This is a genomic window from Rathayibacter sp. Leaf299 (genome assembly GCF_001423055.1).
GTDB classification, from domain to species: domain Bacteria; phylum Actinomycetota; class Actinomycetes; order Actinomycetales; family Microbacteriaceae; genus Rathayibacter; species Rathayibacter caricis.
In genome coordinates, this window is record NZ_LMNT01000002.1 from 613,010 (window position 1) to 638,041 (window position 25,032).

Sequence of the window (25,032 nt, forward strand, 5' to 3'; positions counted from 1 at the left end):
ACTCAGCCCTTGACGGCGCCGGCTAGCGCCGAGGCGCCGCCGAGACCGCGCTGGACGAGCACGTAGAGCGCCAGGACCGGCAGCGAGTAGACGAGGGAGTAGGCGGCGAGCTGGCCGTAGGCGACCGCTCCGTTCGCGCCGAAGAAGTTGAAGATGCTGACCGCGGCGGGCTGCTTGCCGGGGCTGAGCAGCAGCACGAAGGGGACGAAGAAGTTCCCCCAGGCCTGGACGAAGGTGAAGATGAAGACCACCGCGATCCCGGGGCGCATCAGCGGGATGACGATGCGGACGAGCGTCGTCATGGACGACGCCCCGTCCATCCAGGCGGCCTCCTCGAGGCTGATCGGCACCGAGTCCATGAAGTTCTTCAGCATCCAGATCGCGATCGGCAACGACGAGGCGGTGAGGAAGAACACGGTCCCCATCAGCGAGTCGATCAGGTTGAGCTGCACGAAGAGGCTGTAGACGGGCACCATCATCGCGGTGATCGGGAGGCAGGTGCCGAAGAGGATCCCGTAGAGGAACGGCTTCGTGATCCGCATCCGGTACCGCGAGAGCGGGTAGGCGGCGAGCAGGCCCAGCACGACGGTGAGCAGCGCCGCGCCGCCCGAGAGCAGCACGCTGTTGCCCAGCGGTCCGAAGGTCAGCTCGGGGGTGAGGACGCTGCGGAAGTTCTCGAGGGTGAAGACCGTGGGCAGCCGGACCGAGAGGGTCGGATTCGCGTCGACGGAGGCGAGCACCAGCCACAGCAGCGGCAGGGCGAAGCATGCGCCGATGACCAGCAGCACGCTGTTCGAGAGCGTGCGCATCACGCGGTGCGAGGGGGCGGACATCGAGATCGACATGGTCAGTCCACTTCCGAGCGCAGCGCGCGCACGTAGAACACGGAGAAGATGCCGCCGACGAGCAGCATGATGGTGGCGATCGCGGTGCCGAACCCGATCTGGCCGAACTTGAACGCCTCCTGGTAGGCGAGCAGCGGCAGGGTCGTCGCCGAGGTGCCGGGTCCGCCGCCGGTCATGACGTAGACGAGCGTGAAGACCGAGAGGGTCTGGAGCGTCGTGATCATGGCGTTGGTGGCGATGGTGCGGCGGATCATCGGGACCGTGACGAAGAACAGGCGCTTCGCTCCGCTCGCTCCGTCCATCTCGGCCGCCTCGGTGATCTCCGGCGGCACGTCGGCCAGGGCGGCGGAGTAGACGAGCATCGAGAACGCGGTGCCGCGCCAGATGTTCGCCACGATCACCGTGACCATCGGGAACACGTAGAGCCAGCTCGGGCCGCTGATCCCGAGCAGGGCGAGGATCGAGTTGGCGGTGCCCTCGTCGCGGAAGAACGCGTAGGAGGCGAACGCCGCCACGATCTCGGGCAGGACCCACGCGGTCACGACGATCGTGCCGACGATGCTGCGGACGATCGGCCCGGAGGCCCGCATCAGCAGGGCGAGACCCAGGCCGAGCACGTTCTGCCCGATCACGGCCGAGCCGAGCACGAACACGACCGTGAGGATCACGGCGTTGGGGAAGTCCGGGTCCTGGAAGAGGGCGACGTAGTTGTCGAAGCCGACGAACGAGTTCGCCGCGGCGGTGCTGCCCGAGAGGGAGGAGTCGGTGAAGGATCCCCAGAACGAGACGAGGATCGGCCCGAGCAGGAAGATCGCGAGGATCAGCGTGGCGGGACCCAGGGGCAGGGTGCGCAGGAGCGAGCGGCGGCGGTGCAGCGCCGCCGTCCTCGCTCCCTCGCCGGCCGGCGGCCGGGAGCCCGGGAGCTCCTGGCCGTCGACCGGCCGCACGGGCGCGCGGAGGGAGGGGGTCACGCTACTCGGCTTCCGTCACGCCGTCGGCTCCGACGATGCCCTCGACGGCCTCGTCGTAGGCGGCCGCGGCCTCCTCGACGCTCTGCTGCCCGGTCATCACGGACTCCATCGCCACGGTGATCGCGTTCGAGATCTGGCCGTAGTCCTCGGTGGCCGGGCGGAAGTGCGTGTTCGGCACCAGGCTCGAGAAGAACTCGAACGACGGGTTCGCGGCGGTGTACTCGGGGTCCTCGGCGACGTCGGCGCGGACCGCGATCTGCGAGTTCGAGATCGCGTACGACTGCGAGTTGTCCTTGTTCAGGGCCGTGGTGAGGAAGTCGAAGGCCAGGTCGGGCGCCTTCGTGTTCGCTCCGATGGCCAGGGTCCAGCCGCCGGACATGCTGGTGGATCCCGGGGCGTCGCCGAACTGCGTCGGCATGGGTGCGAGGGCGAGGGTCGAGTCCCACTCGGGCCAGGGGCTCGAGCCGCCGTCGATCCAGGCGCCGGACTGCCAGGAGCCGTCGAGCGCGATCGCGAGGGTGCTGGAGGGCAGCCACTCCGCCGTCACGTTGGTGAAGATGTTGGGGTCGAGCGCCTGCTGCGGGGTCGGGCCGAGGCCGTCCTGGTACACGTCGCCGATGAAGGAGAGGGAGTCGCGGAAGCCCTGGCTGCCCACGATCCACTTCTTCGCGTCGGTGTCGTAGAGGGTGTCCTCGGTGCCGTAGAGCAGCATCTCGAGGCCCTGCATCGAGGCGGCCTCGCCGGCGGCCTTGCCGGAGTAGACGTTCAGCGGGATCACGTCGGGCAGCTCGCTCTTGATGGTCTCGGCCGCGTCGAGCACGTCCTGCCAGGTAGCGGGCGCCCAGGGGGTCGCGATGCCGGCCTGCTCGAAGAGCTCGGTGTTGTACCAGAGGCCGCGGGTGTCGGTGCCGAGCGAGACGCCGTAGGTCTTGCCGTCCGGGCCCAGGCCGGCCTGCTTAGCTCCGTCGGCGAACTGCGACCAGTCCTCCCACTCGGCGAGGCGGTCGTCCAGCGGGAGGAGGTAGCCGGCGGCGGCGTCGGACTGGATCTTGAAGGTGTCCTCGTACTGCACGTCGGGGGCGGTGGCCGCCGACTTGTTCATCAGAGCGAGCTTCGTGTAGTAGTCGGGACCCTCGCCCTGGATCGGGACCAGCTCGATCGTGACGCCCTCGTGGGCGGCTTCGTACTGCTCCTTCGCGTCCTCCATCAGCGTCTGCATCTGGGCGAAGGTGGCGGTGGTCTGGTAGGCCACCTTGATCGACTTCGGCTCCTCGCCTCCGGCGGAGGGGGACGACGCCGAGCAGGCCGTGAGGCCCATCACGACGGTGAGTGCAGCGGCGGCGACCGCGACTCGACGGGACATGAAAGCTCCTTTGCTTCAGGGTCGCGACAGCGACCGGACGACCCCCGCCCCCGGGGGAGGGGCGAGGGTCGGAGCGTCCGCGCACGCGGGTCTGCTCCGGGGACCGGTCGGGGTGTCCCACCGGCCTCCGGGCTATTTATAAAACGTCTTGAATAACTCTGTCAAGAGCGACGGCCGGGTGGAGAGCCGGGCGATGATGACGATCAGGTCTCGATGAGGAGCGACGCCGTCGCGGGCGTCATCGCGCGGTCCAGCACCACGCAGGCGGCGCCGATCGCCGCGATGTCCTCGCCCAGCCGCGAGCTGCGCAGCTGGACCCGGTGCGTGAGCATCGACGCCGGGTCCTCGGCGAGGGCTGTCGCGACGACGGGCAGGACCGCGCCGGCCGCCCGCTCCCAGAAGGGTCCGCCGAAGATCACGTGGTCGAGGTCGAGCAGGCCCGCGATGTTCAGCACCCCGCGCGCGATGCGCTGCGCCGCGACACGGACGATCGCGGCGGCGTCCTCGTGGCCGGCGTTCGCCTGCTCGAGCAGGCGGCTGAATCCCGCGTCGACCGAGCTCGGGTCCAGGCCGTCGCGCGGCGGAGGCAGGATCCCCCGCTCGACCGCCTCGGCGACGAGCGCGCTCGGGGCGATGGAGTCGCCGAGGCAGCCGCGCCGCCCGCAGCGGCAGAGCGGCCCGTCCGGATCGACGATGAGGTGCCCGATGTCGCCCGCGTTGCTGCTCGCCCCGCGGACCACGGCGCCCTCGACGACCAGGCCGGCACCGACTCCGGTGCCGTAGTAGAAGAGCAGGCCGTTCGCGCCCACGTCGTGCGTCGAGATCCAGGTCTCGGCGACCATGGCCGCCGTCACGTCCTTCTCGACGTGCACGGTGAGGCCCGTCGAGGCCGACAGCGAGTCGCCCAGCGGCACGTCGTGCCACTCCTCGAGCAGCGGCGGGTCGAAGATGCGGCCCTGCTGGGCGTCGAGCGGTCCCGGGAAGGCGATGCCGACTCCGAGGACCCTCTCGCGATCGACGCCCGAGGTCTCGATGATCGCAGCGACGGAGGCGCTGAGGCGAGCGATCGTCTCCTCGGGGCGGATGCCGCGCGGCGTGCGCGTGCGGGCGTGGGCGACGGTGCGGCCCTCGAGGTCCAGCACCACGCAGGTGGTGACGGTGGGGTCGATGTGCAGCCCGATCGCGAAACGCGCGTCGGGCTCCAGCTGCAGGATCGTGCGCGGCTTGCCGGGGCCGGAGCCGGACTTGCCCGCCTCGCGCACCAGCCCGTCCTGGAGGAGTCGGCGGGCGACGTTCGAGAGCGTCTGCGCCGAGAGGCCGGTCTGCGCGGCGAGCTCGATCCGGCTGATCCCGGCGGGCGCCCGGCGGATGAGCTCGAGCACCAGCGCCTGGTTGTAGCCGCCGAGCGCCGGGAGGTTGGTGCCCCGCTTCATCGCTGCTCGCGGGCCAGGAACCCGGCCAGCGACAGCGGCGGGCGCCCGGTGAGGCGCTCCACATCGTCCGAGACGTGCTCGAGCTGCCCCGCGGCGATCGCGGTGTAGGTGCTCACCCAGGCGTCGACCTGCCAGTCGGGGGCGTTCCAGCGCCGCCGGGAGGCGTAGGCCTCCTCGAGCGTCTCGTCGACGAACACGGCCGGACGCCCGGCGGCGCTGAGCGTCGAGGCCACCTCGTCGAGGGTCAGCGCCTCGGGCCCCGTGAGCTCGTAGACCGCACCCCGGTGCTCGTCGGGGGAGCGGAGGATCGCCGCGGCCGTGCGAGCCACGTCCTCGCGGGCGACCACCGCCGCACGTCCCGTGCCGGCCGGCCCGCGGATCGCGCCGTCCGCGCCGAGCATGTCCGGCAGGAAGTCGAGGTACAGGTTGTCGCGCAGGAAGGTCCAGCCTGTGCCGGAGTCGCGGAGCGCGTCCTCCGTCGCGGCGTGATCCCGCGCGAGGGTGAACGCGGCGTCGTGCGCCGCTCCGGCGAACGAGGTGTAGACCACGTGCTCGACGCCCGCTTCCGCGGCCGCAGCGACGAGCGAGCGGTGCTCCGCCAGGCGGTGCTCGTTCTCGGACGCCGAGACCATCAGCAGCAGGCTCACGCCCTCGAGCGAGGCGCCGGGCTCGGTGAAGGTCGCGCGCACCACCTCGGCGCCCGGCAGCTCGGGGGCGCGGGAGGGATCGCGGACCAGCAGGCGGAGGGGGAGGCCGGCCGCGGCGAGCTCGCGTGCGACGCGCCCGCCCACGGCTCCGGTGGCTCCAGTGATCGCGATCGGGATGCTCATGCCTCCATGATGGCGCGGTCCCTAGGCTGGGACCATGAGTGCCCACGCCTCCCTCCTCGCCATCGCCCGCTCGATCGCCGTCGAGGCGGCGCACCTCGCCCGACAGCGGCGGGAGGACGGCGTCGAGATCGCGGCGTCCAAGTCGTCGGCCGAGGACGTGGTCACGGCAGCCGACCGCGAGGTCGAGCAGCTGATCCGGCGACGTCTCGAGGAGGCGCGTCCCGACGACGGCTTCCTGGGGGAGGAGTCGGGCGGCGGAGGCGGGACCAGCGGGCTGACCTGGGTCGTCGATCCGATCGACGGCACCGTCAACTACCTCTACGGCATCCCGTCCTACGCGGTCAGCATCGCGGTCGTCGAGGGTGAGCCGGATCCGCGGACCTGGACGGCGCTCGCCGGCGCCGTGGTGAACGGGTCGACCGGGGAGGTGTACGCGGCCTCCCTGGGCGGCGGCGCCTCGCGGGACGGAGCCGTGCTGCGCGCCGTCGCGCCGGCCTCGCTCTCGCTGGCGCTGGTCGGCACGGGCTTCGGCTACGACTCCGCGCGGAGGATGCGCCAGGGCGCGGTGGTGCAGGAGCTGCTGGGCTCGGTGCGCGACATCCGCCGGATCGGCTCGGCGGCGCTGGATCTGTGCGCCGTCGCGTCGGGTCAGCTGAACGCCTACTTCGAGCGGGGGCTGAACCCGTGGGACCAGGCGGCGGGCGTGCTGATCGCCCAGGAGGCGGGGGTGCGCGTGGAGGGCTTCGAGGGCCGTCCGGCGAGTTCCGACCTGCTGATCGCGGCGCCGGACCCGTTGTTCGGCGAGCTCGAGCCCCTGCTCCGCCGCTTGCGCGCCGACGAGGTGTGAGCGCTCTCCGAGACCGGTCGGAGCGCGGAGTCGATGCATGCGTGCGAATGGGCACGCAACGGAGCAGTGGTCGAAGCGGCGTCCGACGCCCGGATCGTGCCTCTGCATCGACCGCTCTGGTCGGATTCCGCAGTCCGTGGGTATCCTTTATGAATTCGTGACATTCGCACAGGATGCCCTCGCGAAGACCCGAGACGCCGTCCGGCCCCTGACGGAGTGCGCCTCGTCCGCCTGTCCCCGACGGAAGATCCCGATTTCGTGAGCCCCGATTCGCCCTCCCCCGCTGCGTCCGCATCGACCCCCGGCGAATCGACCCCACCGGTCTCCCGACGCGCGCTGCGCGAGCGCGAGCGGGCTCAGGCCCTCGCGGCCGAGGTGGCCGCCGAGACCGACACCGCCGCTCCGGTCGCCACCGACCTGCTCGACGCCGAGCGCCGGGTCGCCCGGGCGCGTGCCGCTGCGACCCGCGCCCCCGCTCCTGTGCCGGCTCCCCGGGTGACCCCCCTCCGACCCGCGCCGCGCACCCGCGTCGGCGGGCTCGTCGCCCTGTCCTTCGTCGCCGCCATCGTCGCCGCGACCTCGCTGCCGGCGACCTCCCTCCTCACCGCCGAGGACGTCCAGGCGCAGAACCTGACCGGTGTGCTCGCTCCGGGGGTCGACCTGCGCGAGGGCTCGCAGTCCTTCGTCGCCGGGGCCGTCGGCGCCGAGACCGTCGCGCGCGACGGCTTCGGGGTCCAGGAGCGCAAGACGCAGACCGACGTCGCGGCCATCGTCCGCACCTCGGACGCCGGCTTCACGAACGACCAGAACGCGTCGATCCAGTGGCCCTTCGCCGTCGGAGTGCCGGTGGGCGACCGCTTCGGCTACCGCAACTGCGCGGGCTGCTCGGTGAACCACGGCGGCACGGACTTCAACCCCGGCAACGGCTCGCCGATCCAGGCGATCGCCGACGGAGTCGTGCACACCGTGATCGATGGCGAGGGCTCCCTGGGCGTGCACGTGATCGTCGACCACGAGATCGACGGCGAGCTGGTCTCGAGCGTCTACGCCCACATGCAGCACGGCACCGCCGCGGTGAAGGAGGGCGACCCGGTGAAGGTCGGTCAGCTCCTCGGACTCGTCGGCAGCACGGGCATGTCGACCGGACCGCACCTGCACTTCGAGATCCGGATCGACGGGGTCACGAAGGTCGACTCGTACCTCTGGCTGAAGGCCAACGCCGGACGCTGACCGCCGGCGCAGTCGGGCCCGGCTGCTGGGCCGGTACCGTGACCGGACGCGTGCGCGATCTGCAGGTATTCGTTCGATCTGCAGGCCTTCGCAGCGTGAGAGCGCGCTCAGCCGCGAAGACTCCTCCGCTCGACCGCGGAAGCCCTGCACACCGCACCGATGCCTGCAGATCGCACGGACGCCTGCAGATCGCACGGACGCCTGCAGAGCGTGCAGGCGCCGGACCTGCCCGACCCGTCAGCTCGTGCGCAGCCAGACCGTCGTGTCGCCCGGCAGCGCCGGCTCGTGCAGCTCCTCGGAGGAGAGCACGACCGTGCCGACCGGCAGCTCCACCGGCTCGGAGCCGGTGTTCGCGACGACCGTGACGCCTCCGTTCCGGAACGCCACGACCTCCTCCGGGTACCCGTCGAGCCACTCGATCGACCCCTCGCCCAGCCGCGACGCGCGGCGCTCGGCGAGCAGCGCCCGGTAGAGCTCGAGGGTCGACCCCTCGACTCCGCGCTGCGCGTCGCGGGCGAAGGGCGCCCAGTCGCCGGGCTGCGGCAGCCAGGAGTCGCCCGACGCGCTGAAGCCGTAGGCGGGAGCGTGGGCCTCCCAGGGCAGGGGGACGCGGCAGCCGTCGCGGCCGTAGCGCTCGCCCTTCGTGCGGAACCAGGTCGGATCCTGCCGCGACTCGTCCGGCAGATCGATCGCCTCCGGCAGGCCGAGCTCCTCGCCCTGGTACACGTAGGCGGAGCCGGGCAGCGCGAGCATCAGCGCCGTGGCGGCGCGGGCGCGGCGCAGACCCAGCACCGGGTCGGGGAGTCCGGCGGACTTCGGGCCGATGCCGTAGCCCTGCGGGTTGTCGGCCGTGAGCGCGAGGCGGCTCGCGTGGCGCACGACGTCGTGGTTCGAGAGCACCCAGGTCGACGGGGCGCCCACCGCGGCGAACGCCGTGAGCGAGGAGTCGATGATGTCGCGCAGGGCGGGACCGGCCCACGGCGTCTCGAGGTAGGCGAAGTTGAACGCCTGGTGCATCTCGTCGGGCCGGACCCAGCGGGCGAGCTTCGGCAGCGGCTGGACCCAGGCCTCGGCGCAGAGCACGCGGTCGGCCGGGTACTCGGCGAGCAGCGCGTGCCAGTCGCGGTAGATCTCGTGCACACCGTCCTGGGCCCAGTAGGGGGCCGTCTCGGGGTCGGGGTCGTCGGCCGGTGCCACTCCGCCCATGGAGCCGCTGTCGGCGGGCGGCGTGTAGTCGGGCAGGCCGTCGGCCTTGATCATGCCGTGCGCCACATCGACCCTGAAGCCGTCGACTCCGCGGTCGAGCCAGAAGCGCAGCACCTCGCGGAAGCGCTCGCGCACCCACTCGTTCGTCCAGTCGAAGTCGGGCTGCGACGTGTCGAAGAGGTGCAGGTACCACTGGCCGGCCGCGCCGTCGGGCTCCGTGATCCGCGTCCACGCCGGACCGCCGAAGACGGACTCCCAGTTGTTCGGCGGCAGTTCGCCGGTCTCGCCCCGGCCGTCGCGGAACAGGTAGCGCGCGCGCTCGGCGCTGCCCGCGGGCGCCGCCAGCGCCTCCTGGAACCAGCGGTGCGCGCTGGACGAGTGGTTGGGCACGAGGTCGACGATGATGCGGATGCCCAGCGCGTGCGCGCGGGCGAGCATCGCGTCGAAGTCGGCGAGGGTGCCGAAGAGCGGATCGACGTCGCAGTAGTCGGCGACGTCGTAGCCCGCATCGTTCTGCGGGGAGGTCATGAAGGGCGAGAGCCAGATGGCGTCGACGCCCAGCTCGGCCAGGCTGTCGAGGCGGCCGGTGATGCCGGGGAGGTCGCCGATGCCGTCGCCGTCCGCGTCCGCGAAGGACCGCGGGTAGATCTGGTAGATGACGGCGGAGCGCCACCACTCGGAGCCCGGAGTGCTCGGCGAGTCGGCGGGGAACACGACCGGCTCGTTCGCGGGCGCGCCGGAAACAGGGGATTCGAGGGGCATGCGGCCAGGATAGAGCACCCCTCGCGGGCAGGGGGTGCACGACGTCGTAGGGTCGACGGGTGACCGACGAGACTCCCGACGAGGCCAGAGCCCGCCGCCGCCGCGCCCTGCTCTGGGTGGTGCCGCTGCTGGTGCTCCTGCTCGGCGGCCTGCTCGCCGCGACCCTCGCGATCGGCGGCTTCGCGGCACGCTCGATGACGGGCGCTGCGGGAGCACCGACCGCCGGAGCGGTGCTCCTGCGCTGAACGCCTCGGCGCCTGCTCGCGGCCCCGCTCCGGGCTCGAGCCGCCGAAGACCCGGCCTACGCCGTCGCCGCGGGCCCGTCCTCGTCCTCCGGCTGCGGCGCCCGAGAGGTCCGCGCCGCCTCCTCCGACGTGTGACCCGACTCCGGCCCCGTGGTCGTGCGCGCCTGCTCGTCGGCCCGCGACACGGCCTCGGCGAGCTCGTCGGCGACGAGGTACCCGGTCGAGACCGCCTCGGCGCGGTAGGCGGCGCGGCCGACCATGTGCGCCGAGACCGGCACGGTCAGCAGCTGGAACCCGATCACCAGGATGATCGTGCCGGCGGCGGCGAAGCCGGGGTTCCGGATCGCTACGGCCAGCATCACGCAGATCAGGCCGAGCACCTGCGGCTTGGTCCCCGCGTGCATCCGCGAGAGCAGGTCGTCGAAGCGCATCAATCCGATCGCCGCGACCAGCGAGAGCAGCCCGCCGGCGAGGAGCAGCACGGCGGTGAGGACGTCGAGCACGAGGTCCATGTCAGTCCTCCTCGCGGTTGGCCATGAACTTGGCGACGCTGATCGAGCCGAAGACGGCGAAGAGCGCGAGGCCGAGGGCGACGGGGAGGGTGGTGGCGTGCCGGTTGACCGCCATCTCGGCTCCGATCCCGCAGATGATCGTGGCGACCAGCACGTCGGCCGCGACCACGCGGTCGAGCACCGAGGGGCCGATGAGGATGCGCACCAGCGCGAGCAGGCACGCGATGCCGAACACGGGCACGAGGATCCAGACGAGCCAGTCGATCATCGGAGCACCCCCGCACCCTCGCCGAGCGGCTGGTTCACGCGTGCGACGTCCTCCTTCGAGCCGATCGCGCGGACGATGCGCGCCTCGGTCCTGAGCACCGTGCGGCGCACCTCCTCGATCCGCTCGCCCTCGTCGTGGGTGACGCCGAGGACGTGCAGGTAGAGCACGTTCTGCTGCGGGTCGACGTCGATCACGAGCGAGCCGGGGACGAGCGACACCGCCTCGGTGGTCCAGACGAGCATGCCCTCGGAGCGGCTGCGCAGATGCACCGCCACGATCGCGTTGTGCACCGGGACCGGCAGGGTGAGGATCTGCCACGACACCCGCACCGACGCGCTGGCGATGTCGAGCAGCAGGCGCAGGACGAAGAGCAGCACGAACCACGGGTTGATGCGGTTCGAGAACTCGACGGGCGGGAGGTAGAAGACCCGGGTGATCAGCAGGGCGATCAGGAAGCCCGAGACGATCGAGAGCACCGAGACGTCGTCCCACAGCAGCACCCAGATGCCGACGAGGGTGACGAACATGGCGACGCGGTTCCAGATGTCCACGCGGCGGCGGGGGCTCATCGGGGGCCCTCCTCTCCGAAGGACGAGTCGCGGTACACGGTGGCGATGTAGGTCGACGGATCGGCGATCTCGGCCGCGGCGTGCTCGCTCGCGTCGTAGAGCGGCCCGGCGCCGACGGTGAGCGCGATGCTCACGAGCACCATGCCCGCGGTCGCGAGCACCATCATGGGCGGCGAGTGCCGCGTCCTAACCGTTCCCGTGTCGTGCGGGTCCTCCTGCAGCTGGTCGATCAGCGGCGACTCGTAGCCGGGCACCTCCTCCTGGCGGCGCCAGAACGCCATGTTCCAGACGCGGGCGACGGCGTAGAGGGTGAGCAGCGAGGTGACGGCGCCGGCGGCGATGACCGCCCAGATCAGCCACGAGGGCTGCTCCGTCGCCGACTCCGTGCCGGCGACGAACAGGCCGACCTTGCCGAGGAAGCCGGTGAACGGAGGGATGCCGCCGAGGTTCATCGCGGGGATGAAGTAGAGCAGCGCCAGCAGCGGCGACGCCTTCAGCAGACCGCCCAGCCGCAGGATCGACGTCGTCCCTCCCACGCGCTCGATGAGCCCCGTCGCGAGGAACAGGGTGGTCTGCACCGTGATGTGGTGGATGACGTAGAAGATCGTCGCGGCGTAGCCCGCCTGCGACCCGATCGCGATGCCGAAGACCATGTAGCCGATGTGCGAGACCAGCGTGAACGAGAGCATGCGCTTGATGTCGGCCTGCGCGACCGCGCCGAGGATCCCGACGACGAGCGTCAGGAGGGAGACCACGAGCAGGACCGCGCTGAGGTCTCCTCCGGGGAACAGCAGCGTCTCGGTGCGGATCAGCGCGTAGACGCCGACCTTGGTGAGCAGGCCCGCGAACACCGCGGTGACCGGCGCGGGGGCGGTCGGGTACGAGTCGGGCAGCCAGAACGACAGCGGGAACACCGCCGCCTTGATGCCGAAGCCCAGCAGCAGCACCACGTGCAGAACGAGCTGCACGTCGGCGGGGAGCTCGGCGATGCGGATCGAGAGCTGCGCCATGTTGACCGTGCCGGTCGCTCCGTAGAGCAGGCCGATGGCCGAGAGGAAGAACACGCTCGAGACCAGGCTCACGACCACGTAGGTCGTGCCCGCCCGGATGCGCGGCGCGGTGCCGCCCAGCGTGATCAGCACGTAGCTCGCGGCCAGCAGGATCTCGAAGCCGACGTAGAGGTTGAAGAGGTCGCCCGCCACGAAGGCGTTGAGGATGCCCGCCGAGAGGATCAGGTAGGTCGGGTGGAAGATCGTGACCGGTGTCTCGCGGTTGCCGTCGACCAGGCCCTGGCCCACCGAGAACAGCAGGACGCCCAGCAGCGTGATCGAGGTGATCACGAGCATCAGCGCGGCGAGCGGATCGACGACCAGCACGATGCCCCACGGCGGCTCCCAGCCGCCCACGTAGACGGCGCTGCCGCCGTCGTCGTTCGTCAGCACGAGCACGAGCAGCACGGAGGAGATCACGAGGACCGCCGACAGCGTCACGATGTTGACGAGGATCTGGGCGCGGCGGTGGCGGCCGAGGACGAGCGCGACCGCGGCTCCCAGCAGGGGGAGGGTGACGACGAGGGGGATCAGCACGTTCATCGGTCCTCCTTCCTGTCGTCGCTCATCGAGCTCTCTCCGTGCCTGGCCGCCGTGCCCTCGTCGCTCGCCTCGAGCAGGTCGTCGAGGGCCTTGTCGTCGGCCGTGGTCTGCGCCGAGATGCCGGCGGCGTCGGCGCGCACCGACGCGTCGGTCTCGTCGTCCTCCACCTGGTCGGCGTTCGCGAGGCGCCACCGCCGGTAGATCATGGCGAGCAGGAACGCGGTGATGCCGAACGTGATCACGATCGCGGTCAGGATCAGCGCCTGGGGGAGCGGGTCGGCCATCCCCTCCGCGGTCTCCTCGTAGCTGCGGCCGTCGTTCACGAACGGAGCGAACCCCGACCGGCCCGCCATCAGCAGGATCAGGATGTTGGTCGCGTTGCCGATCAGGACGAAGCCGATCAGGATCCGGGTGAGGCTGCGCTCGAGCATCTGGTAGACGCCGGCGGCGTACATCACGGCCATCACGACCACGAGGACGAGGGTGGTGCTCATGCGCCGTCCCCCCGTCCCGGGCCGCCGACGACCGTGGATCCGGTGGGGAGCTTCGTCTCGAGCCCGTCGACCGTGCCGGCGCCGGGGCCGGGGGTGCTGTCGGTCGAGTGGGTGACGCCGTCGCCCGAGGGCGAGCCCTGCTCGGCCTCCTCGCCGTGGCGGTCGACCTCGCCGCCGAGGCTGCGGAGGATGTCGAGCGCCAGGCCGATCACGATGAGGTAGACCCCGATGTCGAAGAGGGTGGAGGTGCCCAGGTGCAGCTCGCCGAGGATCGGCACGTACAGGTCGAGCCAGCTCGACTCGAGCACCTCGAGTCCGAAGAAGAGGGAGGACACCGCGGTGCCGACGGCGAAGAGGAGCCCGAGTCCGAGCACCTTGCCCGCGTCGATCGGAGCGGCCTCGCCGAGCTCGAAGCGACCACCCGCGAGGTACCGCGCGACCAGGGCGAGGCCGGCGAGCAGGCCGCCCGCGAAGCCTCCGCCCGGGGTGTTGTGGCCGGTGAAGAGCAGGTAGACCGACACGATCATCGCGGGGTGGAACAGGAGGCGCACGAGCACCTCGAGCACGATCGAGCGGTTCTCGGGGCGGAGCGTCCGCCCGGCGACGAGCCAGGAGCCGCGATCGCCCTCGCCCGCGGACTGCTCGGACTGCGGCGCGGGGGCCGTGAGGTCGCTGGCGCGCTCGCGGCGGTCGTCGGCGCCCGGCTGCTCCAGGCGCGGGGCGCCTCCCGCCCGGCTCGAGAGGAAGATCAGGCTCGCGACTCCGGTGGCCACGACGACGAGGACCGAGATCTCGCCCATCGTGTCCCAGGCGCGGATGTCGACGAGCAGGACGTTGACGATGTTGCGGCCCTTCCCCTCCTCGTAGGCGAGGCGGGGCAGGTCGACCGAGATCGGAGTCGCGGTGCGGGCCCCGAGGGCGATGGTCGCGACGACCGCCATGACGGCTCCGACCGAGATGCCGATCACGGCGCGCAGGCGCTTGCGCATCGGCTGGTGCTTCGCGGCGATCCGGGTGGGCAGGCGGCGCAGCACGAGCACGAAGACGACCAGCGTCACCGTCTCGATGAGCGCCTGGGTCAGGGCGAGGTCGGGGGCGCCCTGGAGCGCGAAGAGCGCGACCATGCCGTAGCCCGTGGCTCCCGCCAGCAGCACGGCCGCGACGCGGTTGCGGGCGAGCGCGCAGAGGACCGCGGCGAGGATCATCACGGCGGCGACCGCCAGCTGGCCCGGGGTGTCCCAGAAGACCAGCTCATCGGGCCAGGTGCGGTTGAACGCCGCGGCACCGCCGGCTCCGACGACGAAGACCGCGAAGATCACGGTGAGGTAGCGGGGGAGCGATCCGCGCTGGACGAACTCGGTCACCGTGCTGGCGACGCGGTCGAGCCAGCGCACCGTGGCCCAGTAGCCCTCGGCCGAGTCGATGCGGTTGGGCACCTTCGACTGCAGGCGGGCGACCGCGACGCGCTTCGCGAAGAGCAGGAGGCCGATCGCGATCACGAGGGCGCTCAGCGCGAGCGCCGGCTCGAAGCCGTGCCAGAGCGCCAGGTGGTAGCCGCCGTGGTCCGACTCCTCGGCCGCCGCGACCAGCTCCGCGTCCCCGTCGGGAGCGCCGAACGGGAGGGTGTCGGCGTAGACCGCGATCAGCGGGTCGAGCACCGACGCGGCTATGCCGAACACGACGCTCGCGGCGGCCAGGAGCACCGGCGGAGCGGTGAAGGTCCACGGCTCGGCGTGCAGGTGAGTGTCCTCCAGCCCCTTCTTGCGCGCGAAGGCGCCCCAGAAGAAGCGCGCCGAGTACGCCACGGTGAGGATCGAGCCCAGGACGAGTCCGATCAGCGCCACCCAGGCCCAGGCCGAGCCCTGCTCGATCGCCGAGATCAGGCTCGTGAAGACGGCCTCCTTGGCGACGAATCCGAGCAGCGGGGGCACTCCCGCCATCGAGAGCACGCCCAGCAGCGCGGCCCCCGCGAGCACCGGCGCCCGGCGGCCGAGGCCGCTGAGCTTGCGCAGATCGCGGGTGCCCGCGCGGTGGTCGACGATGCCGACCACGAGGAAGAGGAGCGCCTTGAAGAGGGCGTGACCGACGAGCAGGGTGAGCCCGGCCAGCGCGGCGTCGCGTGAGCCGAAGCCGACCGCCACGGTCAGGAAGCCGAGCTGGCTGACGGTGCCGTAGGCGAGCACGAGCTTGAGGTCGTACTGGCGGAGCGATCGCCAGCCGCCGACGAGCATGGTCCAGACGCCGACGCTCACCACCACGGGCAGCCAGACGGAGTCGTCGGCGAACCCGGGCGCGAGGCGGGCGACGAGGTAGATGCCCGCCTTCACCATCGCGGCGGCGTGCAGGTAGGCGCTGACGGGGGTCGGCGCGGCCATGGCGGCCGGCAGCCAGAAGTGGAAGGGGACGAGTGCCGACTTCGAGAAGGCGCCGAGCAGCACCAGCACCAGGGCGGTCGAGACGATCGGGCCGGACGGCGCCGCGGCGACGATGCCCGCGAGGCTCGTGGTGTTCGACTCGACGATGAGGATCACGACGCCGACGAGCATCGCGAGACCGCCGAGCGTGGTCACGAGCAGGGCCTGGAGACCGGCTCCGCGGCTCTCCTTGCGACCGCTGTAGTGGCCGATCAGGAGGTAGGAGAGGACGCTCGTGGCCTCCCAGAAGACGAAGAGGATGATCACGTCGTCGGCGGTGACCAGCCCGTACATCACTCCGGCGAAGGCGGAGAGCAGGGCGGCGAAGCGGCCCAGCGACGGCTCGTCGCGCGAGAAGTAGGACGCGCAGTACGCCAGGACGAGGGCGCCGACTCCGCTGACCACGAGCGCCAGCACGACCGAGAGGGCGTCGAGGCGGAACGACAGCGCGATGTCGAGCGCGGGGATCCACGGCACGGTCTCGCGGATCTCGCCGCCGTCGAGGATCGTGGGGAGCGCGGTTGCGGTGGCGACGAAGGTGCCGGCGGGCACGAGCGCCAGGGCGTAGAAGGTCTTCGGGCCGAACCGGTCGACGATCCAGGGGGTCACGACGGCCAGGGCGAACGAGATCGCGAGGATGAGGAGCATCACATGTTCCTCCCAAGGCGTACCCAGCACAGTCGTACCTCCAGGGTATCCGAGGGGTGTGGCGCAGAACCTGAGTGCGGCGAGGCTTGACGGGTCACGGGGTCTCGGAGAAGCGCCGGGCTCCTGCCGCGGTGCGCCGCCGCACCGTAGCGTGGGGCCATGGCCCGCTCCCTCCTCCCCGATCAGCTCTGCCGGATCCGTGTGCACGACGTCGCCTCCGGCACGTCGACGACCGTCTTCGAGTCGCGCACTCTGCTCGTCGAAGCGCCCAACTGGTCGCCCGACGGCTCGTTCCTCGTCGTCAACGGCGACGGCCTGCTGTTCCGGCTGCCGCTCGAGGGTGCCGACGCGGGCACGCTCCAGCCGGTCCCGCTCGACGGCGTGCCGGAGGAGCTCAACAACGACCATGTGCTCGCCCCTGGTGGCGGACTCGCGTACGTGTCGGCGCGCGACGGCCACCTCTACGCGGTGGCGCTCGACGGCTCGGCGCCGGCGCGGCGGCTGACGGAGGAGGCGCCCGGAGCGCGCTTCAAGCACTACCTCCACGGAGTCTCGCCCGACGGCACGCTGCTCGCCCTCATCGGCGGTGGCGAGGACGCCTCCGGCCGCTGGGTCACGAACGTGTACACGATGCCCGCCGAGGGAGGCCCGCTCACCGCGCTGACCGCCGACGAGCACCCCGACGACGGGGTCGACTTCGACGAGACCGGCGACGTCCTCTACTTCAACTCCGAGCGCGGTGGCGGAGGTCGGGCCCAGCTGTTCCGGATGCGCCTCGACGGCTCCGAGCTCGAGCGCGTCGTCGAGTCCGCCACCGTCGACTGGTTCCCGCACGTCTCTCCCGACGGAGCGCTCCTGCTCTCGCTCGCGTACCCGGACGGCACTGCAGGCCACCCGGAGAACCTCCCGGTGGAGCTGCGCCTGCTGGACCTCGCGGGCCGGCCCGCCGGATCCGTCGAGCCCGGCCGCGTGGTGGAGCGGCTCTTCGGCGGGCAGGGCACGATCAACGTCGCCGGCTGGGCTCCCGACTCGTCCCGCTTCGCCTACGCCGACTACCCGCTGCCCGAGCACCTCTGAGAGCGGAGCGGGCTCGGCGCCTGAGTGCTTGCTCCACATGCGCCGGAGGGGGAGTGAGCGCCCCGCACCCAGCGGGTTGAATCGGATCATGACGATCGACAGCGCCCCCACCGCCCACGACTCCTCCACCCGCGCACCGCTCGGCGACTCCGGCATCGAGGTCTTCCCGCTCTCGCTCGGCGGCAACGTCTTCGGCTGGACCGCGGGACGCCAGACCTCCTTCGACGTCCTCGACGGCTACGTGGCCGCGGGCGGGAACTTCATCGACACCGCCGACTCCTACTCGGCGTGGGTCCCCGGCAACAAGGGCGGCGAGTCCGAGACGATCATCGGCGAGTGGCTGAGCCGCCGCTCGGACCGCGACGACGTGGTCGTCGCGACGAAGGTCAGCCGCCACCCCGAGTTCCCGGGCCTCGCCCCCGACACCGTGCGCGCCGCCGCCCGCGCCTCGCTCGAGCGCCTGCGCACCGACCGCATCGACCTCTACTACGCCCACTTCGACGACGACGCGGTCGAGATGGAGGACATCGCCCGCGTCTTCTCGGAGCTCGTCGACGAGGGCCTGGTGCGCGCGATCGGCGTCTCGAACTTCAGCGCCGAGCGCATCGCGGAGTGGCTCCGCATCGCTGCGGCGGAGGGACTGCACGCGCCTGTCGCCCTGCAGCCGCACTACAACCTCGTCGAGCGCGGCATCGAGGCCGACCTGCTGCCGCTCGCCCGCGAGCACGGCCTGGCGGCCGTCCCCTACTACGCCCTCGCCTCCGGGTTCCTGACCGGCAAGTACCGCGACGGCACGACGTCCGACTCGCCCCGTGCCTCCGGAGCCGCGCAGTACCTCGACGACCGCGGTCGCCGGGTGCTCGGCGCGCTGGACGCGGTGGCGGAGGGGCACGGAGTCGAGGTCGCGACGGTCGCGCTGGCCTGGCTCCGCTCGCAGCCCGGAGTCGTCGCGCCGATCGCCAGCGCCCGCGTGATGGAGCAGCTCCCCGCCCTGGTCGCCTCCGCGAGCCTCGTCCTCGGCGAGGCCGAGCTCGCCTCCCTCGACGCGGCGAGCCGCTCCTAGGCGGGCGGGTCTCGAGACGCGCCTGCGGCGCTCCTCGACCAGCGAGCTCGACCACCCCACCCGCGGTCACCGCCCCTCCAGCGAGGTGCTATTGTCTAACGGTGCCAAATCGCGGGCACGCCCCGAGAGGGGCAGGCCCCCCGGGGCCGGAGCCCGCAGGTGCGCCCCCTTAGCTCATTGGTAGAGCACTTCCTTGGTAAGGAAGAGGTAGTGGGTCCGATTCCCACAGGGGGCTCCGTTCCCCGCAGGTCGAGCCTGCGAAGAACGCGCGGCGGGGTAGCTCAGGTGGTTAGAGCACACGGCTCATAATCGTGGTGTCGCGGGTTCAAGTCCCGCTCCCGCTACGTTCCGGAAGAACCCCGGCTCCTCGAGAGCCGGGGTTCTTCTGCTTCCAGGCCGCGCCGTCAGACCGCGCAGCCCGCGAAGAGCACGTCGTCCGAGGCGACCAGGTCCTCCAGCCGCAGCAGCCGCTCCAGGTCGTGACCGGCCGCCAGCGCGTTCGCCTGCTCGAGGTCCGTCTGCGGCGCGAGCCGCCCCTCCATGACACCGCCCAGCGCGCGCACGGCGCACGCCGCGACGACGCCCTCCGGCGTCCCCCCGATGCCGAGAACCAGATCGACCGCGCCGTCGGGGTCGGCCGCCTCGATCGCGACAGACACGTCGCCTTCGCCGCGCAGCGACAGCGCGACTCCGACGCCGCGCAGCTCGGCGATCAGGGCGACGTGCCGCGGCTTGTCGAGCACCGCGACCACGAGCTCCTCCACCGGCCTGCCCAGTGCCTCCGCCAGCGCCCGCGCGTTGTCGCCGGGGGAGCGGTCGAGCGAGACGACTCCGGCGCCGGCCGCCGAGCAGACGAGCTTGTCCATGTAGAAGACGTCGCGCGGATCGAAGAGCGCGCCCCGCGGCGCCAGCGCGATCACGCAGACCGACCCGGGCAGCCCCTCGGCGGTCAGTCGTGTGCCGTCGAGCGGATCGACGGCCACGTCGCACGAGGGGGAGGTCGCGCGGCCGAGGCGCTCGCCGTTCGCGAGCATCGGCGCCTCGTCCTTCTCGCCCTCACCGATCACCACGACTCCGTCGAACGGAGCGTCGGCCAGCACCTCGCGCATCGCCGCGACGGCGGCGGCGTCGGCCGCCTCCTTGTCACCGCGTCCGTGCCAGGCCCTGGCCGCTTCCGCCGCCGCCCGCACACTGTCGGCGATCGCGTAGCGCAGCTCCAGGGAGTAGGCGTCCGACGCGATCAGCCGCACGTCGCTCATGCGCGAGCCGGCTGCGCCGTCGCGGTGCGCACGAGGCGCTCGAGCGTGCGCAGCCCGTCCGAGGACAGCACCGACTCCAGGTGGCCCTGCACCGACGCGACGTGCTCGCCGCGGAGCGCGTCGACCACTCCGCTGACCGGGTCGCCCGACACCTCGAGATCGAGCAGCGGGGTGCGCTCGACACCCGATCCCGCCACCGACGAGAAGGTGTTGTAGAAGCCGATCGCCGCCTCCTCGCCGAAGACGTCGACGGCGAGGCGCACGCCCTGCCGCGGAGCAGGCAGAGGCTCGACCGGCAGTCCGGCGAGCAGCGAGAGCATCTGGTGGCTGAGGCAGACGGCGAGCATCGGCCGCTCCGACTCGAGCCGCTCGGTCATCAGCTCCCGGAGTCGCGCGATGCGCGGCTCGGACCCGTCGCGCGGATCGCCGGGGCCGGGCCCGAACACCACGAGGTCGTCCGTGAGCACGTCCTCCACGCTCGACCAGCGCTCGACCCGGGCATCCATGCCGAGGTGCCGCAGCTGGTGCGCGAGCATCGTCGTGAACTGGTCCTCGTTGTCCACGATCAGTGCGGTGTGGCCGTCGAGCCCGGCGATGTGCTCGGGCGCCTGGGGCCGGAGCCAGAACGACGCGAGGCGCTCGTTGCGCGCCTCGAGCGCCTCGGCGACTCCGGGCTGCGCGTTGAGGTCGACGGCCGGCGGGACCGCCCGGCCCGGCAGGAGCCCGAGCGCCGACAGCACGCCCGACGCCTTGGCGCGCGTCTCGGCGACCTCCCCCTCCGGGGTCGAGTGGCGCACGAGGGTCGCGCCCGCGGGCACGGTGAGGCGCCCGTCGGGGCGGAGGTAGGCGGTGCGGATCAGGATCGGGGCGTCGACGGTGTAGCCGTGCTCCTCGGGCTCGAAGAGGGCGAGGACCCCGGAGTAGTAGCCGCGCGGCTCCTTCTCGTACTCGGCGATGACGGCGCAGGCGTTCTCCATCGGAGAGCCGGTGACGGTGGGCGCGAACATCGTCAGGCGCAGCACCTCGCGGACGTCGAGGTCGGTGCGCCCCTCGAGGAGGTACTCGGTGTGGCTGAGCCGCGACATCTGCTTGAGGAAGGGACCCAGGATGCGGCCGCCGTTCGGGCAGACCGCGCTCATCATCTTCATCTCCTCGTCCACGACCATGAAGAGCTCCTCGCTCTCCTTCACGTCGGCGAGGAACGCGAGCACCTCCTCGCCCGTGGGCCCGGCGGCCGGGTGGCGGAACGTGCCGCTGATGGGGTTCATCATCGCGACGCCGTCGCGCACCGAGACGTGCCGCTCGGGGGTCGCTCCGACCGCGGTCACGGTCTGGGCGCCGTCGACGCCGGGCGTGTGGATCGCGAAGGTCCAGTAGGCGCCCGACTCGTCGGTCAGCAGCCGGCGGAACCAGGCCAGCACCGCCTCGACCGGGGGAGCGTCGGTGTGGGCGACGAACGCGCGGTTGATGACGAAGTTCGCGCCCTCCCCACGGCCGATCTCGTTCTCGATCACGCGGCGCACGATGTCGGCGTACTCCTCGTCGGGCACGTCGAACCCGCGCTCCTCGACGGGGATCTCGCGCTCGGGCAGCAGGCGGAGCACGTCGTCCAGGGGCACGCTCTCGCGCTCGCGGACGATCAGGTTGCGCAGCGGCGCTCCGTCGTCCTTCGCGGCGAACCCGCGCTCGCGCACCTGTCGGTAGGGGACGAGGGTGAGGACGTCCTCGCCGTTCAGCGGGATGTCGGCGAGCCCCTCGACGTCGACGACGTCGCCGGTGAAGACGTCCACCTCGGACCGGCCCTGCCGGAGCACGACGGCGAACGGCAGCGATCCGTCGGAGGAGAGGATGCGGGAGAGGAGCGAGGTCATCGTGGTCCTTGGTTCGGGGTGTCCCTCACCCGGGCCCTGACATGCAGAACGACCGCCCGGATGAGGCGGTCGTGTGCGAGGGGTTCGCGCGTCGGTCCGCCTAGGAGGCGGGCCACCAGGGGCTTCGGGTCGACGTGCGCACGGGGGGAGTCTAGGGGACGCCCGCCCGGGCGGCCAAGCGGATCAGGGGGTCCCGGACGCGGCGACGCGCTCGGTCGTCTCGCCCCGGAGCGTGCGCAGGAGGAGCGTCGCCCCCGCGGTCGCAGCGGGGGTGGCGATGACCGCGCCGCCCGGGACGAGGAACGCGAGATAGACGGCGATCCCGAAGCCGAGCGACACGGCCCGGCGCTCGCCGAGGAGCCGTCGCCGTTCGCCGAGAGCCATGCCGCGTGCGTCGCCCGCGAAGCCCGTCAGCTCGAGGGCGAGCGCGCGACCGCCGACGAGGGCTCCCGCCACGAGGCCGATCACCTGGCCGACGATCGGGATCACGCCCAGCAGCACCAGCACGATCCCGATGCCCAGCGACGTCGCGATGAGCACGGCGGAGTCTCGGAGCGAGCGGGCCAGCCCGGCCCAGAACCCGGATTCCCGCTCGTCCGGCACGCCGCCGAGCTCGTCCTCGACACCGCGCCAGATCCGCTCGTAGAACGGATCGCCCACCAGCAGGGTGACCGCCGCGAACACGACGACCCCGAGGGCGACGAGGGCGCCGACCGCCGCGATCGAGATCGCCAGTCGGGCGTTCGACGCCCAGGTGTCGCTCCAGTCGTCGGCGAACGGGGTCAGCGCGGCGACGACGTCGCCCACGCGGGTCACGACGAGCACGAGCAGGCCGAGGAACACGAGGCCCACGATCAGCGGAGGGATCGCCCCCAGCAGCATCGCGCGGGGCGAGCGCACCCACGTGCCGAAGCCGCGGAGGAAGAGGCGGGCGCCGAGGGCGAGTTCGCGCAGGACCGTCATGCCCCGATCCTCGCAGCCCGATGCGACCGCTGTCAGACCCGCGCGAACGGAGCGAGCAGGCCCGACATCGCTTTCGGGCGCGGTGCGGCGAACTCGTCGCGCCGCGAGGTCGTGACGCCCATCGCCACGAGGCCTTCGACGAGGCGGACGGCTGCCGCGACTCCGTCGATCACCGGTACCCCCAGCTCGCTCGAGAGTTCGCGGCAGAAGTCGGCCATGCCGGCGCAGCCCAGCACGATCACGTCCGAGCCGTCGGCGGCCAGGGCGGCGGCGCACTCCTCGAGGACCACCCGGCGGGCGTCCGAGCCCGGGTCGTCGAGCTCGAGCACCGGGATGTCGCAGGCGTGCACGCCGGCGCACGCCTCCCCGAAACCCGCTCGTCGGGCGATGTCCCACGCGCGACCGCTGGTCCGCGACAGCGTGGTCACCACGCTGAAGCGGCGGCCCACCAGGGTGGCCGTGTGCATCGCGGCCTCGGCGATGCCGACGACCGGGCCGCGCGCGATCTCGCGGGCGGCGTCCACTCCGGGATCCCCGAAGCACGCCACCACGAAGCCGTCGCTGCCCGCCGCGTCAGCCCGGACGATCTCGTGCAGCAGCCCGGGCACCGCCAGCGCCTCGTCGTAGTGGCTCTCGATCGAGGCGGGCCCCATCGGAGGCGTCACCGCCGTGATCTCGGTGCCGATCGAGGCGACGGAGCGGGCGGCCCGGCCGATCGCCTCCGTCATCCGCTCGCTGGTGTTCGGGTTGACGACGGTGATGCGCATGGCGTTCCTCGGGGACGTGGCGGGTGCGGGGAGGGCGGCCGCCCGGAGCGAGCGGCCGCCCGCGCGGATCAGGCGGCGCTGCCGTCGCTGACGTTCTCGAGGTCCTCCTCGAGTCGGCCGATCCGCGGTGCGCGGCGCTCGAGCAGGGCCATGGCGACGAAGCCGAGTCCGCAGCCCAGGAACCAGCTGTAGTCGCCGAGCCAGGTGAAGGAGGGGCCGCCCGCCTCCGCGATCCAGCGGGGCACGAGCACCGAGGCGACCGACGGCACTCCGCCGATGACGGTGGCCCACACCGCGTTGGGGTTGAACCCCTTCGAGAACCAGTACCGTCCCGTCTCGCTCATCGTGTAGAGGTCGTCGACCCACACTCGCTGGCGGCTGATCAGGTAGTAGCCGGCGATGAGCACGCCGAACAGCGGACCGATGAGGGCGCCCAGGATCCCGAGCGTGTAGTGGATGGCGGTGTCGTTCGAGTACCAGTTCCACGGGGTCAGCAGCACCGAGCCGACGGCGGCGATCATGCCGCCCATCCGCCAGCTGATCTTCTTCGGGTTGACGTTCGAGAAGTCGAACGCGGGCGAGATGAAGTTGGCGACGATGTTGATGCCGATCGTCGCGATGACGAAGGTCAGCCCGCCGAGCAGCACCGCGAACCAGGTGTCGATCCGCTCGACCGTCTCGATCGGGTCGGTGATGAGCTCGCCGAAGACCGGCACCGTCGCGGACGCGGTGATGACGGTGAGGAGGGAGAAGAAGAGGAAGTTGATCGGCAGCCCGAGCAGGTTCCCCTTCTTCACCGCGCCGTAGCTGCGGGCGTAGCGCGAGAAGTCGCCGAAGTTGAGCATCGGCCCCGAGAAGTAGGAGACGACGAGCGCGACGGCCGAGATCATGACGGGCAGCGAGGCGGCGAAGTCGAGGACCTCGCCCGAGCCGAGGTTCAGCGAGATGTTCTCCCAGCCCGCCTGCGACACGAGGTAGACGGCCAGGACCAGCATCACCACGTAGACGGCGGGTCCGGCCCAGTCGATGAAGCGGCGGATCGACTCCATGCCCCGCCAGAACAGCGCGGCCTGGGCGACCCAGAGGATCGCGTACGAGAGGTAGCCCAGCGCGGACAGCCCGAGGAAGGACGCCTCCGGAGTGTTCCAGGCGGCGAGGTCGGGGAAGAACTTGAGGAACACGATGTTCAGCGACTGCGCCGCGAGGTAGGTCTGGACGCCGTACCAGGCGATCGCGATGAGGCCGCGGATGATCGCGGGGATGTTCGCCCCGCGGATGCCGAAGATCGCCCGGTTGATGACGGGGTAGGGCACGCCGGTGATCTGGCTCGGCTTGGCGACGAGGTTGCAGAAGATCTGCACGATGACGATGCCGACGACGAGTGCGACGAGGACCTGCCAGCCTGCGAGGCCGAGCGCGAAGAGGGATCCGGCGGTGACGTAGCCGCCGACGCTGTGCACGTCCGACATCCAGAACGCGAAGATGTTGTAGCTCGACCAGCGCTGCTTCACCAGCGGAGCGAGGTCCTCGTTCGCCAAGCGGTCGTCGTAGCCGGGCTTGATCAGCGCGGCGCCGGCCGGGAGCTCGGGGGCGGCGGGTGGGACGGCGGGCAGGTCGGTGCGGGGTGCTGTGGCGCGGTCGGTCATGGAGGATCCACCTCTCGGGCGGCCGGGCGCGGGCCCGGCTCGGATCGGATGTGTCAGGGTGGTCGTGGTGGCGGACCGAGGCGGTCGGCCGTCCCCGCGGAGTGCGTGAGGCGCTGTTCGTGGAGTCCGGTTCTGTGAAGCAGTGGCTTCACAGCAT

At 71.7% G+C, this 25,032-nt stretch carries 22 protein-coding genes and 2 tRNA genes; 7 read left to right on the plus strand and 17 right to left on the minus strand.

The genetic code is table 11. The features are described 5' to 3' along the window. Positions 1–2: 2 nt before the first annotated feature. The 5 genes from ASF48_RS10075 to ASF48_RS10095 all read right to left on the minus strand — a co-directional run bounded on the left by ASF48_RS10075 (position 3) and on the right by ASF48_RS10095 (position 5,442). Positions 3–845 carry a carbohydrate ABC transporter permease gene (locus tag ASF48_RS10075; protein ID WP_235577227.1) on the minus strand — a complete coding sequence of 281 codons (843 nt, stop codon included), beginning with the start codon at positions 843–845 and terminating at the stop codon, positions 3–5. Positions 846–847: 2 nt separating this feature from the next. Further along, entirely contained in the window at positions 848–1,816 is a 969-nt protein-coding gene (locus ASF48_RS10080) for a carbohydrate ABC transporter permease (protein WP_442965569.1), read from the minus strand. Position 1,817: 1 nt separating this feature from the next. Beyond that, positions 1,818–3,179 (minus strand): extracellular solute-binding protein, encoded by a 1,362-nt coding sequence (locus ASF48_RS10085; protein ID WP_055790539.1) that lies wholly within the window; start codon positions 3,177–3,179, stop codon positions 1,818–1,820. Positions 3,180–3,382: 203 nt separating this feature from the next. Continuing rightward, positions 3,383–4,612 (minus strand): ROK family transcriptional regulator, encoded by a 1,230-nt coding sequence (locus tag ASF48_RS10090; protein WP_055790542.1) that lies wholly within the window; start codon positions 4,610–4,612, stop codon positions 3,383–3,385. Next, a complete protein-coding gene (locus ASF48_RS10095; protein WP_055790545.1) occupies positions 4,609–5,442 on the minus strand; it encodes an SDR family oxidoreductase in 834 nt (277 codons plus the stop codon). The genes ASF48_RS10090 and ASF48_RS10095 overlap by 4 nt, the downstream gene beginning before the upstream one ends. A gap of 34 nt (positions 5,443–5,476) precedes the next feature. Here ASF48_RS10095 and ASF48_RS10100 point away from each other — a divergent pair, with 34 nt between their 5' ends. Then, positions 5,477–6,289, plus strand: coding sequence for an inositol monophosphatase family protein (locus ASF48_RS10100; protein WP_055790548.1), 813 nt, complete (start codon positions 5,477–5,479; stop codon positions 6,287–6,289). A 258-nt stretch (positions 6,290–6,547) separates the two neighbouring features. Continuing rightward, entirely contained in the window at positions 6,548–7,519 is a 972-nt protein-coding gene (locus tag ASF48_RS20075; protein WP_157603135.1) for a M23 family metallopeptidase, read from the plus strand. A 237-nt stretch (positions 7,520–7,756) separates the two neighbouring features. Here the strand turns inward: ASF48_RS20075 and ASF48_RS10110 are convergent, their stop codons facing one another. Then, the gene (locus tag ASF48_RS10110; RefSeq protein ID WP_082481214.1) at positions 7,757–9,487 is read right to left on the minus strand and encodes a glycoside hydrolase family 13 protein; all 1,731 of its coding nucleotides are present in this window, start codon (positions 9,485–9,487) and stop codon (positions 7,757–7,759) included. Between the two features lie 59 nt (positions 9,488–9,546). Between ASF48_RS10110 and ASF48_RS10115 the strand changes: the two genes are divergently transcribed. Next, the gene (locus ASF48_RS10115) at positions 9,547–9,732 is read left to right on the plus strand and encodes a hypothetical protein (RefSeq protein ID WP_055790558.1); all 186 of its coding nucleotides are present in this window, start codon (positions 9,547–9,549) and stop codon (positions 9,730–9,732) included. A 56-nt stretch (positions 9,733–9,788) separates the two neighbouring features. Here ASF48_RS10115 and mnhG read toward each other — a convergent pair whose 3' ends face one another. From mnhG to ASF48_RS10145, 6 genes are read right to left on the minus strand one after another with little or no spacing between them, the layout of a single operon-like run. Then, the gene (gene mnhG, locus ASF48_RS10120) at positions 9,789–10,244 is read right to left on the minus strand and encodes a monovalent cation/H(+) antiporter subunit G (RefSeq protein ID WP_082481217.1); all 456 of its coding nucleotides are present in this window, start codon (positions 10,242–10,244) and stop codon (positions 9,789–9,791) included. 1 nt (position 10,245) lies between these two features. Further along, the gene (locus ASF48_RS10125) at positions 10,246–10,512 is read right to left on the minus strand and encodes a monovalent cation/H+ antiporter complex subunit F (RefSeq protein WP_055790560.1); all 267 of its coding nucleotides are present in this window, start codon (positions 10,510–10,512) and stop codon (positions 10,246–10,248) included. Further along, positions 10,509–11,081, minus strand: a complete 573-nt coding sequence (locus ASF48_RS10130) for a Na+/H+ antiporter subunit E (RefSeq protein ID WP_055790563.1) — start codon at positions 11,079–11,081, stop codon at positions 10,509–10,511. Before ASF48_RS10130 ends, ASF48_RS10125 begins: the two co-directional genes overlap by 4 nt. Then, positions 11,078–12,673 (minus strand): Na+/H+ antiporter subunit D, encoded by a 1,596-nt coding sequence (locus ASF48_RS10135; protein ID WP_055790565.1) that lies wholly within the window; start codon positions 12,671–12,673, stop codon positions 11,078–11,080. The genes ASF48_RS10130 and ASF48_RS10135 overlap by 4 nt, the downstream gene beginning before the upstream one ends. Beyond that, a complete protein-coding gene (locus ASF48_RS10140; protein ID WP_055790568.1) occupies positions 12,670–13,167 on the minus strand; it encodes a Na(+)/H(+) antiporter subunit C in 498 nt (165 codons plus the stop codon). The genes ASF48_RS10135 and ASF48_RS10140 overlap by 4 nt, the downstream gene beginning before the upstream one ends. After that, entirely contained in the window at positions 13,164–16,229 is a 3,066-nt protein-coding gene (locus ASF48_RS10145) for a Na+/H+ antiporter subunit A (RefSeq protein WP_055790571.1), read from the minus strand. Before ASF48_RS10145 ends, ASF48_RS10140 begins: the two co-directional genes overlap by 4 nt. 159 nt (positions 16,230–16,388) lie before the next feature. Here ASF48_RS10145 and ASF48_RS10150 point away from each other — a divergent pair, with 159 nt between their 5' ends. The 4 genes from ASF48_RS10150 (at position 16,389) to ASF48_RS10165 (ending at position 18,713) form a co-directional block, all read left to right on the plus strand. After that, positions 16,389–17,306 carry a TolB family protein gene (locus ASF48_RS10150; protein WP_055790574.1) on the plus strand — a complete coding sequence of 306 codons (918 nt, stop codon included), beginning with the start codon at positions 16,389–16,391 and terminating at the stop codon, positions 17,304–17,306. A gap of 88 nt (positions 17,307–17,394) precedes the next feature. After that, positions 17,395–18,369 carry an aldo/keto reductase gene (locus ASF48_RS10155; RefSeq protein ID WP_055790577.1) on the plus strand — a complete coding sequence of 325 codons (975 nt, stop codon included), beginning with the start codon at positions 17,395–17,397 and terminating at the stop codon, positions 18,367–18,369. 163 nt (positions 18,370–18,532) lie between these two features. Beyond that, positions 18,533–18,604, plus strand: a tRNA-Thr gene (locus tag ASF48_RS10160). Positions 18,605–18,639: 35 nt separating this feature from the next. Beyond that, positions 18,640–18,713: transfer RNA gene (locus ASF48_RS10165), tRNA-Met, on the plus strand. A gap of 60 nt (positions 18,714–18,773) precedes the next feature. On the opposite strand, the gene ASF48_RS10170 is transcribed toward ASF48_RS10165, so the two are convergent. The 5 genes from ASF48_RS10170 to ASF48_RS10190 all read right to left on the minus strand — a co-directional run bounded on the left by ASF48_RS10170 (position 18,774) and on the right by ASF48_RS10190 (position 24,875). Further along, positions 18,774–19,628, minus strand: a complete 855-nt coding sequence (locus ASF48_RS10170; protein WP_055790580.1) for a fructose-bisphosphatase class II family protein — start codon at positions 19,626–19,628, stop codon at positions 18,774–18,776. Then, positions 19,625–21,499: an anthranilate synthase family protein gene (locus ASF48_RS10175; RefSeq protein WP_055790583.1), complete on the minus strand. Its 1,875-nt coding sequence runs from the start codon at positions 21,497–21,499 to the stop codon at positions 19,625–19,627. Before ASF48_RS10175 ends, ASF48_RS10170 begins: the two co-directional genes overlap by 4 nt. Positions 21,500–21,682: 183 nt before the next feature. Continuing rightward, a complete protein-coding gene (locus ASF48_RS10180; RefSeq protein ID WP_055790586.1) occupies positions 21,683–22,462 on the minus strand; it encodes an EI24 domain-containing protein in 780 nt (259 codons plus the stop codon). A 32-nt stretch (positions 22,463–22,494) separates the two neighbouring features. Continuing rightward, entirely contained in the window at positions 22,495–23,229 is a 735-nt protein-coding gene (locus tag ASF48_RS10185) for an aspartate/glutamate racemase family protein (RefSeq protein WP_055790588.1), read from the minus strand. A 68-nt stretch (positions 23,230–23,297) separates the two neighbouring features. After that, positions 23,298–24,875 carry an NCS1 family nucleobase:cation symporter-1 gene (locus ASF48_RS10190; RefSeq protein WP_055790591.1) on the minus strand — a complete coding sequence of 526 codons (1,578 nt, stop codon included), beginning with the start codon at positions 24,873–24,875 and terminating at the stop codon, positions 23,298–23,300. Positions 24,876–25,032: the final 157 nt, after the last annotated feature.

Coding starts and splice junctions, on each gene's coding strand:
- ASF48_RS10075 (WP_235577227.1), bottom strand. CDS start 845: ATGTCGATCTCGATGTCCGCCCCCTCGCACCGCGTGATGCGCACGCTC.
- ASF48_RS10085 (WP_055790539.1), bottom strand. CDS start 3,179: ATGTCCCGTCGAGTCGCGGTCGCCGCCGCTGCACTCACCGTCGTGATG.
- ASF48_RS10090 (WP_055790542.1), bottom strand. CDS start 4,612: ATGAAGCGGGGCACCAACCTCCCGGCGCTCGGCGGCTACAACCAGGCG.
- ASF48_RS10095 (WP_055790545.1), bottom strand. CDS start 5,442: ATGAGCATCCCGATCGCGATCACTGGAGCCACCGGAGCCGTGGGCGGG.
- ASF48_RS10100 (WP_055790548.1), top strand. CDS start 5,477: ATGAGTGCCCACGCCTCCCTCCTCGCCATCGCCCGCTCGATCGCCGTC.
- ASF48_RS10110 (WP_082481214.1), bottom strand. CDS start 9,487: ATGCCCCTCGAATCCCCTGTTTCCGGCGCGCCCGCGAACGAGCCGGTC.
- mnhG (WP_082481217.1), bottom strand. CDS start 10,244: ATGGACCTCGTGCTCGACGTCCTCACCGCCGTGCTGCTCCTCGCCGGC.
- ASF48_RS10125 (WP_055790560.1), bottom strand. CDS start 10,512: ATGATCGACTGGCTCGTCTGGATCCTCGTGCCCGTGTTCGGCATCGCG.
- ASF48_RS10130 (WP_055790563.1), bottom strand. CDS start 11,081: ATGAGCCCCCGCCGCCGCGTGGACATCTGGAACCGCGTCGCCATGTTC.
- ASF48_RS10135 (WP_055790565.1), bottom strand. CDS start 12,673: ATGAACGTGCTGATCCCCCTCGTCGTCACCCTCCCCCTGCTGGGAGCC.
- ASF48_RS10140 (WP_055790568.1), bottom strand. CDS start 13,167: ATGAGCACCACCCTCGTCCTCGTGGTCGTGATGGCCGTGATGTACGCC.
- ASF48_RS10145 (WP_055790571.1), bottom strand. CDS start 16,229: ATGCTCCTCATCCTCGCGATCTCGTTCGCCCTGGCCGTCGTGACCCCC.
- ASF48_RS10150 (WP_055790574.1), top strand. CDS start 16,389: ATGGCCCGCTCCCTCCTCCCCGATCAGCTCTGCCGGATCCGTGTGCAC.
- ASF48_RS10155 (WP_055790577.1), top strand. CDS start 17,395: ATGACGATCGACAGCGCCCCCACCGCCCACGACTCCTCCACCCGCGCA.
- ASF48_RS10170 (WP_055790580.1), bottom strand. CDS start 19,628: ATGAGCGACGTGCGGCTGATCGCGTCGGACGCCTACTCCCTGGAGCTG.
- ASF48_RS10175 (WP_055790583.1), bottom strand. CDS start 21,499: ATGACCTCGCTCCTCTCCCGCATCCTCTCCTCCGACGGATCGCTGCCG.
- ASF48_RS10180 (WP_055790586.1), bottom strand. CDS start 22,462: ATGACGGTCCTGCGCGAACTCGCCCTCGGCGCCCGCCTCTTCCTCCGC.
- ASF48_RS10185 (WP_055790588.1), bottom strand. CDS start 23,229: ATGCGCATCACCGTCGTCAACCCGAACACCAGCGAGCGGATGACGGAG.
- ASF48_RS10190 (WP_055790591.1), bottom strand. CDS start 24,875: ATGACCGACCGCGCCACAGCACCCCGCACCGACCTGCCCGCCGTCCCA.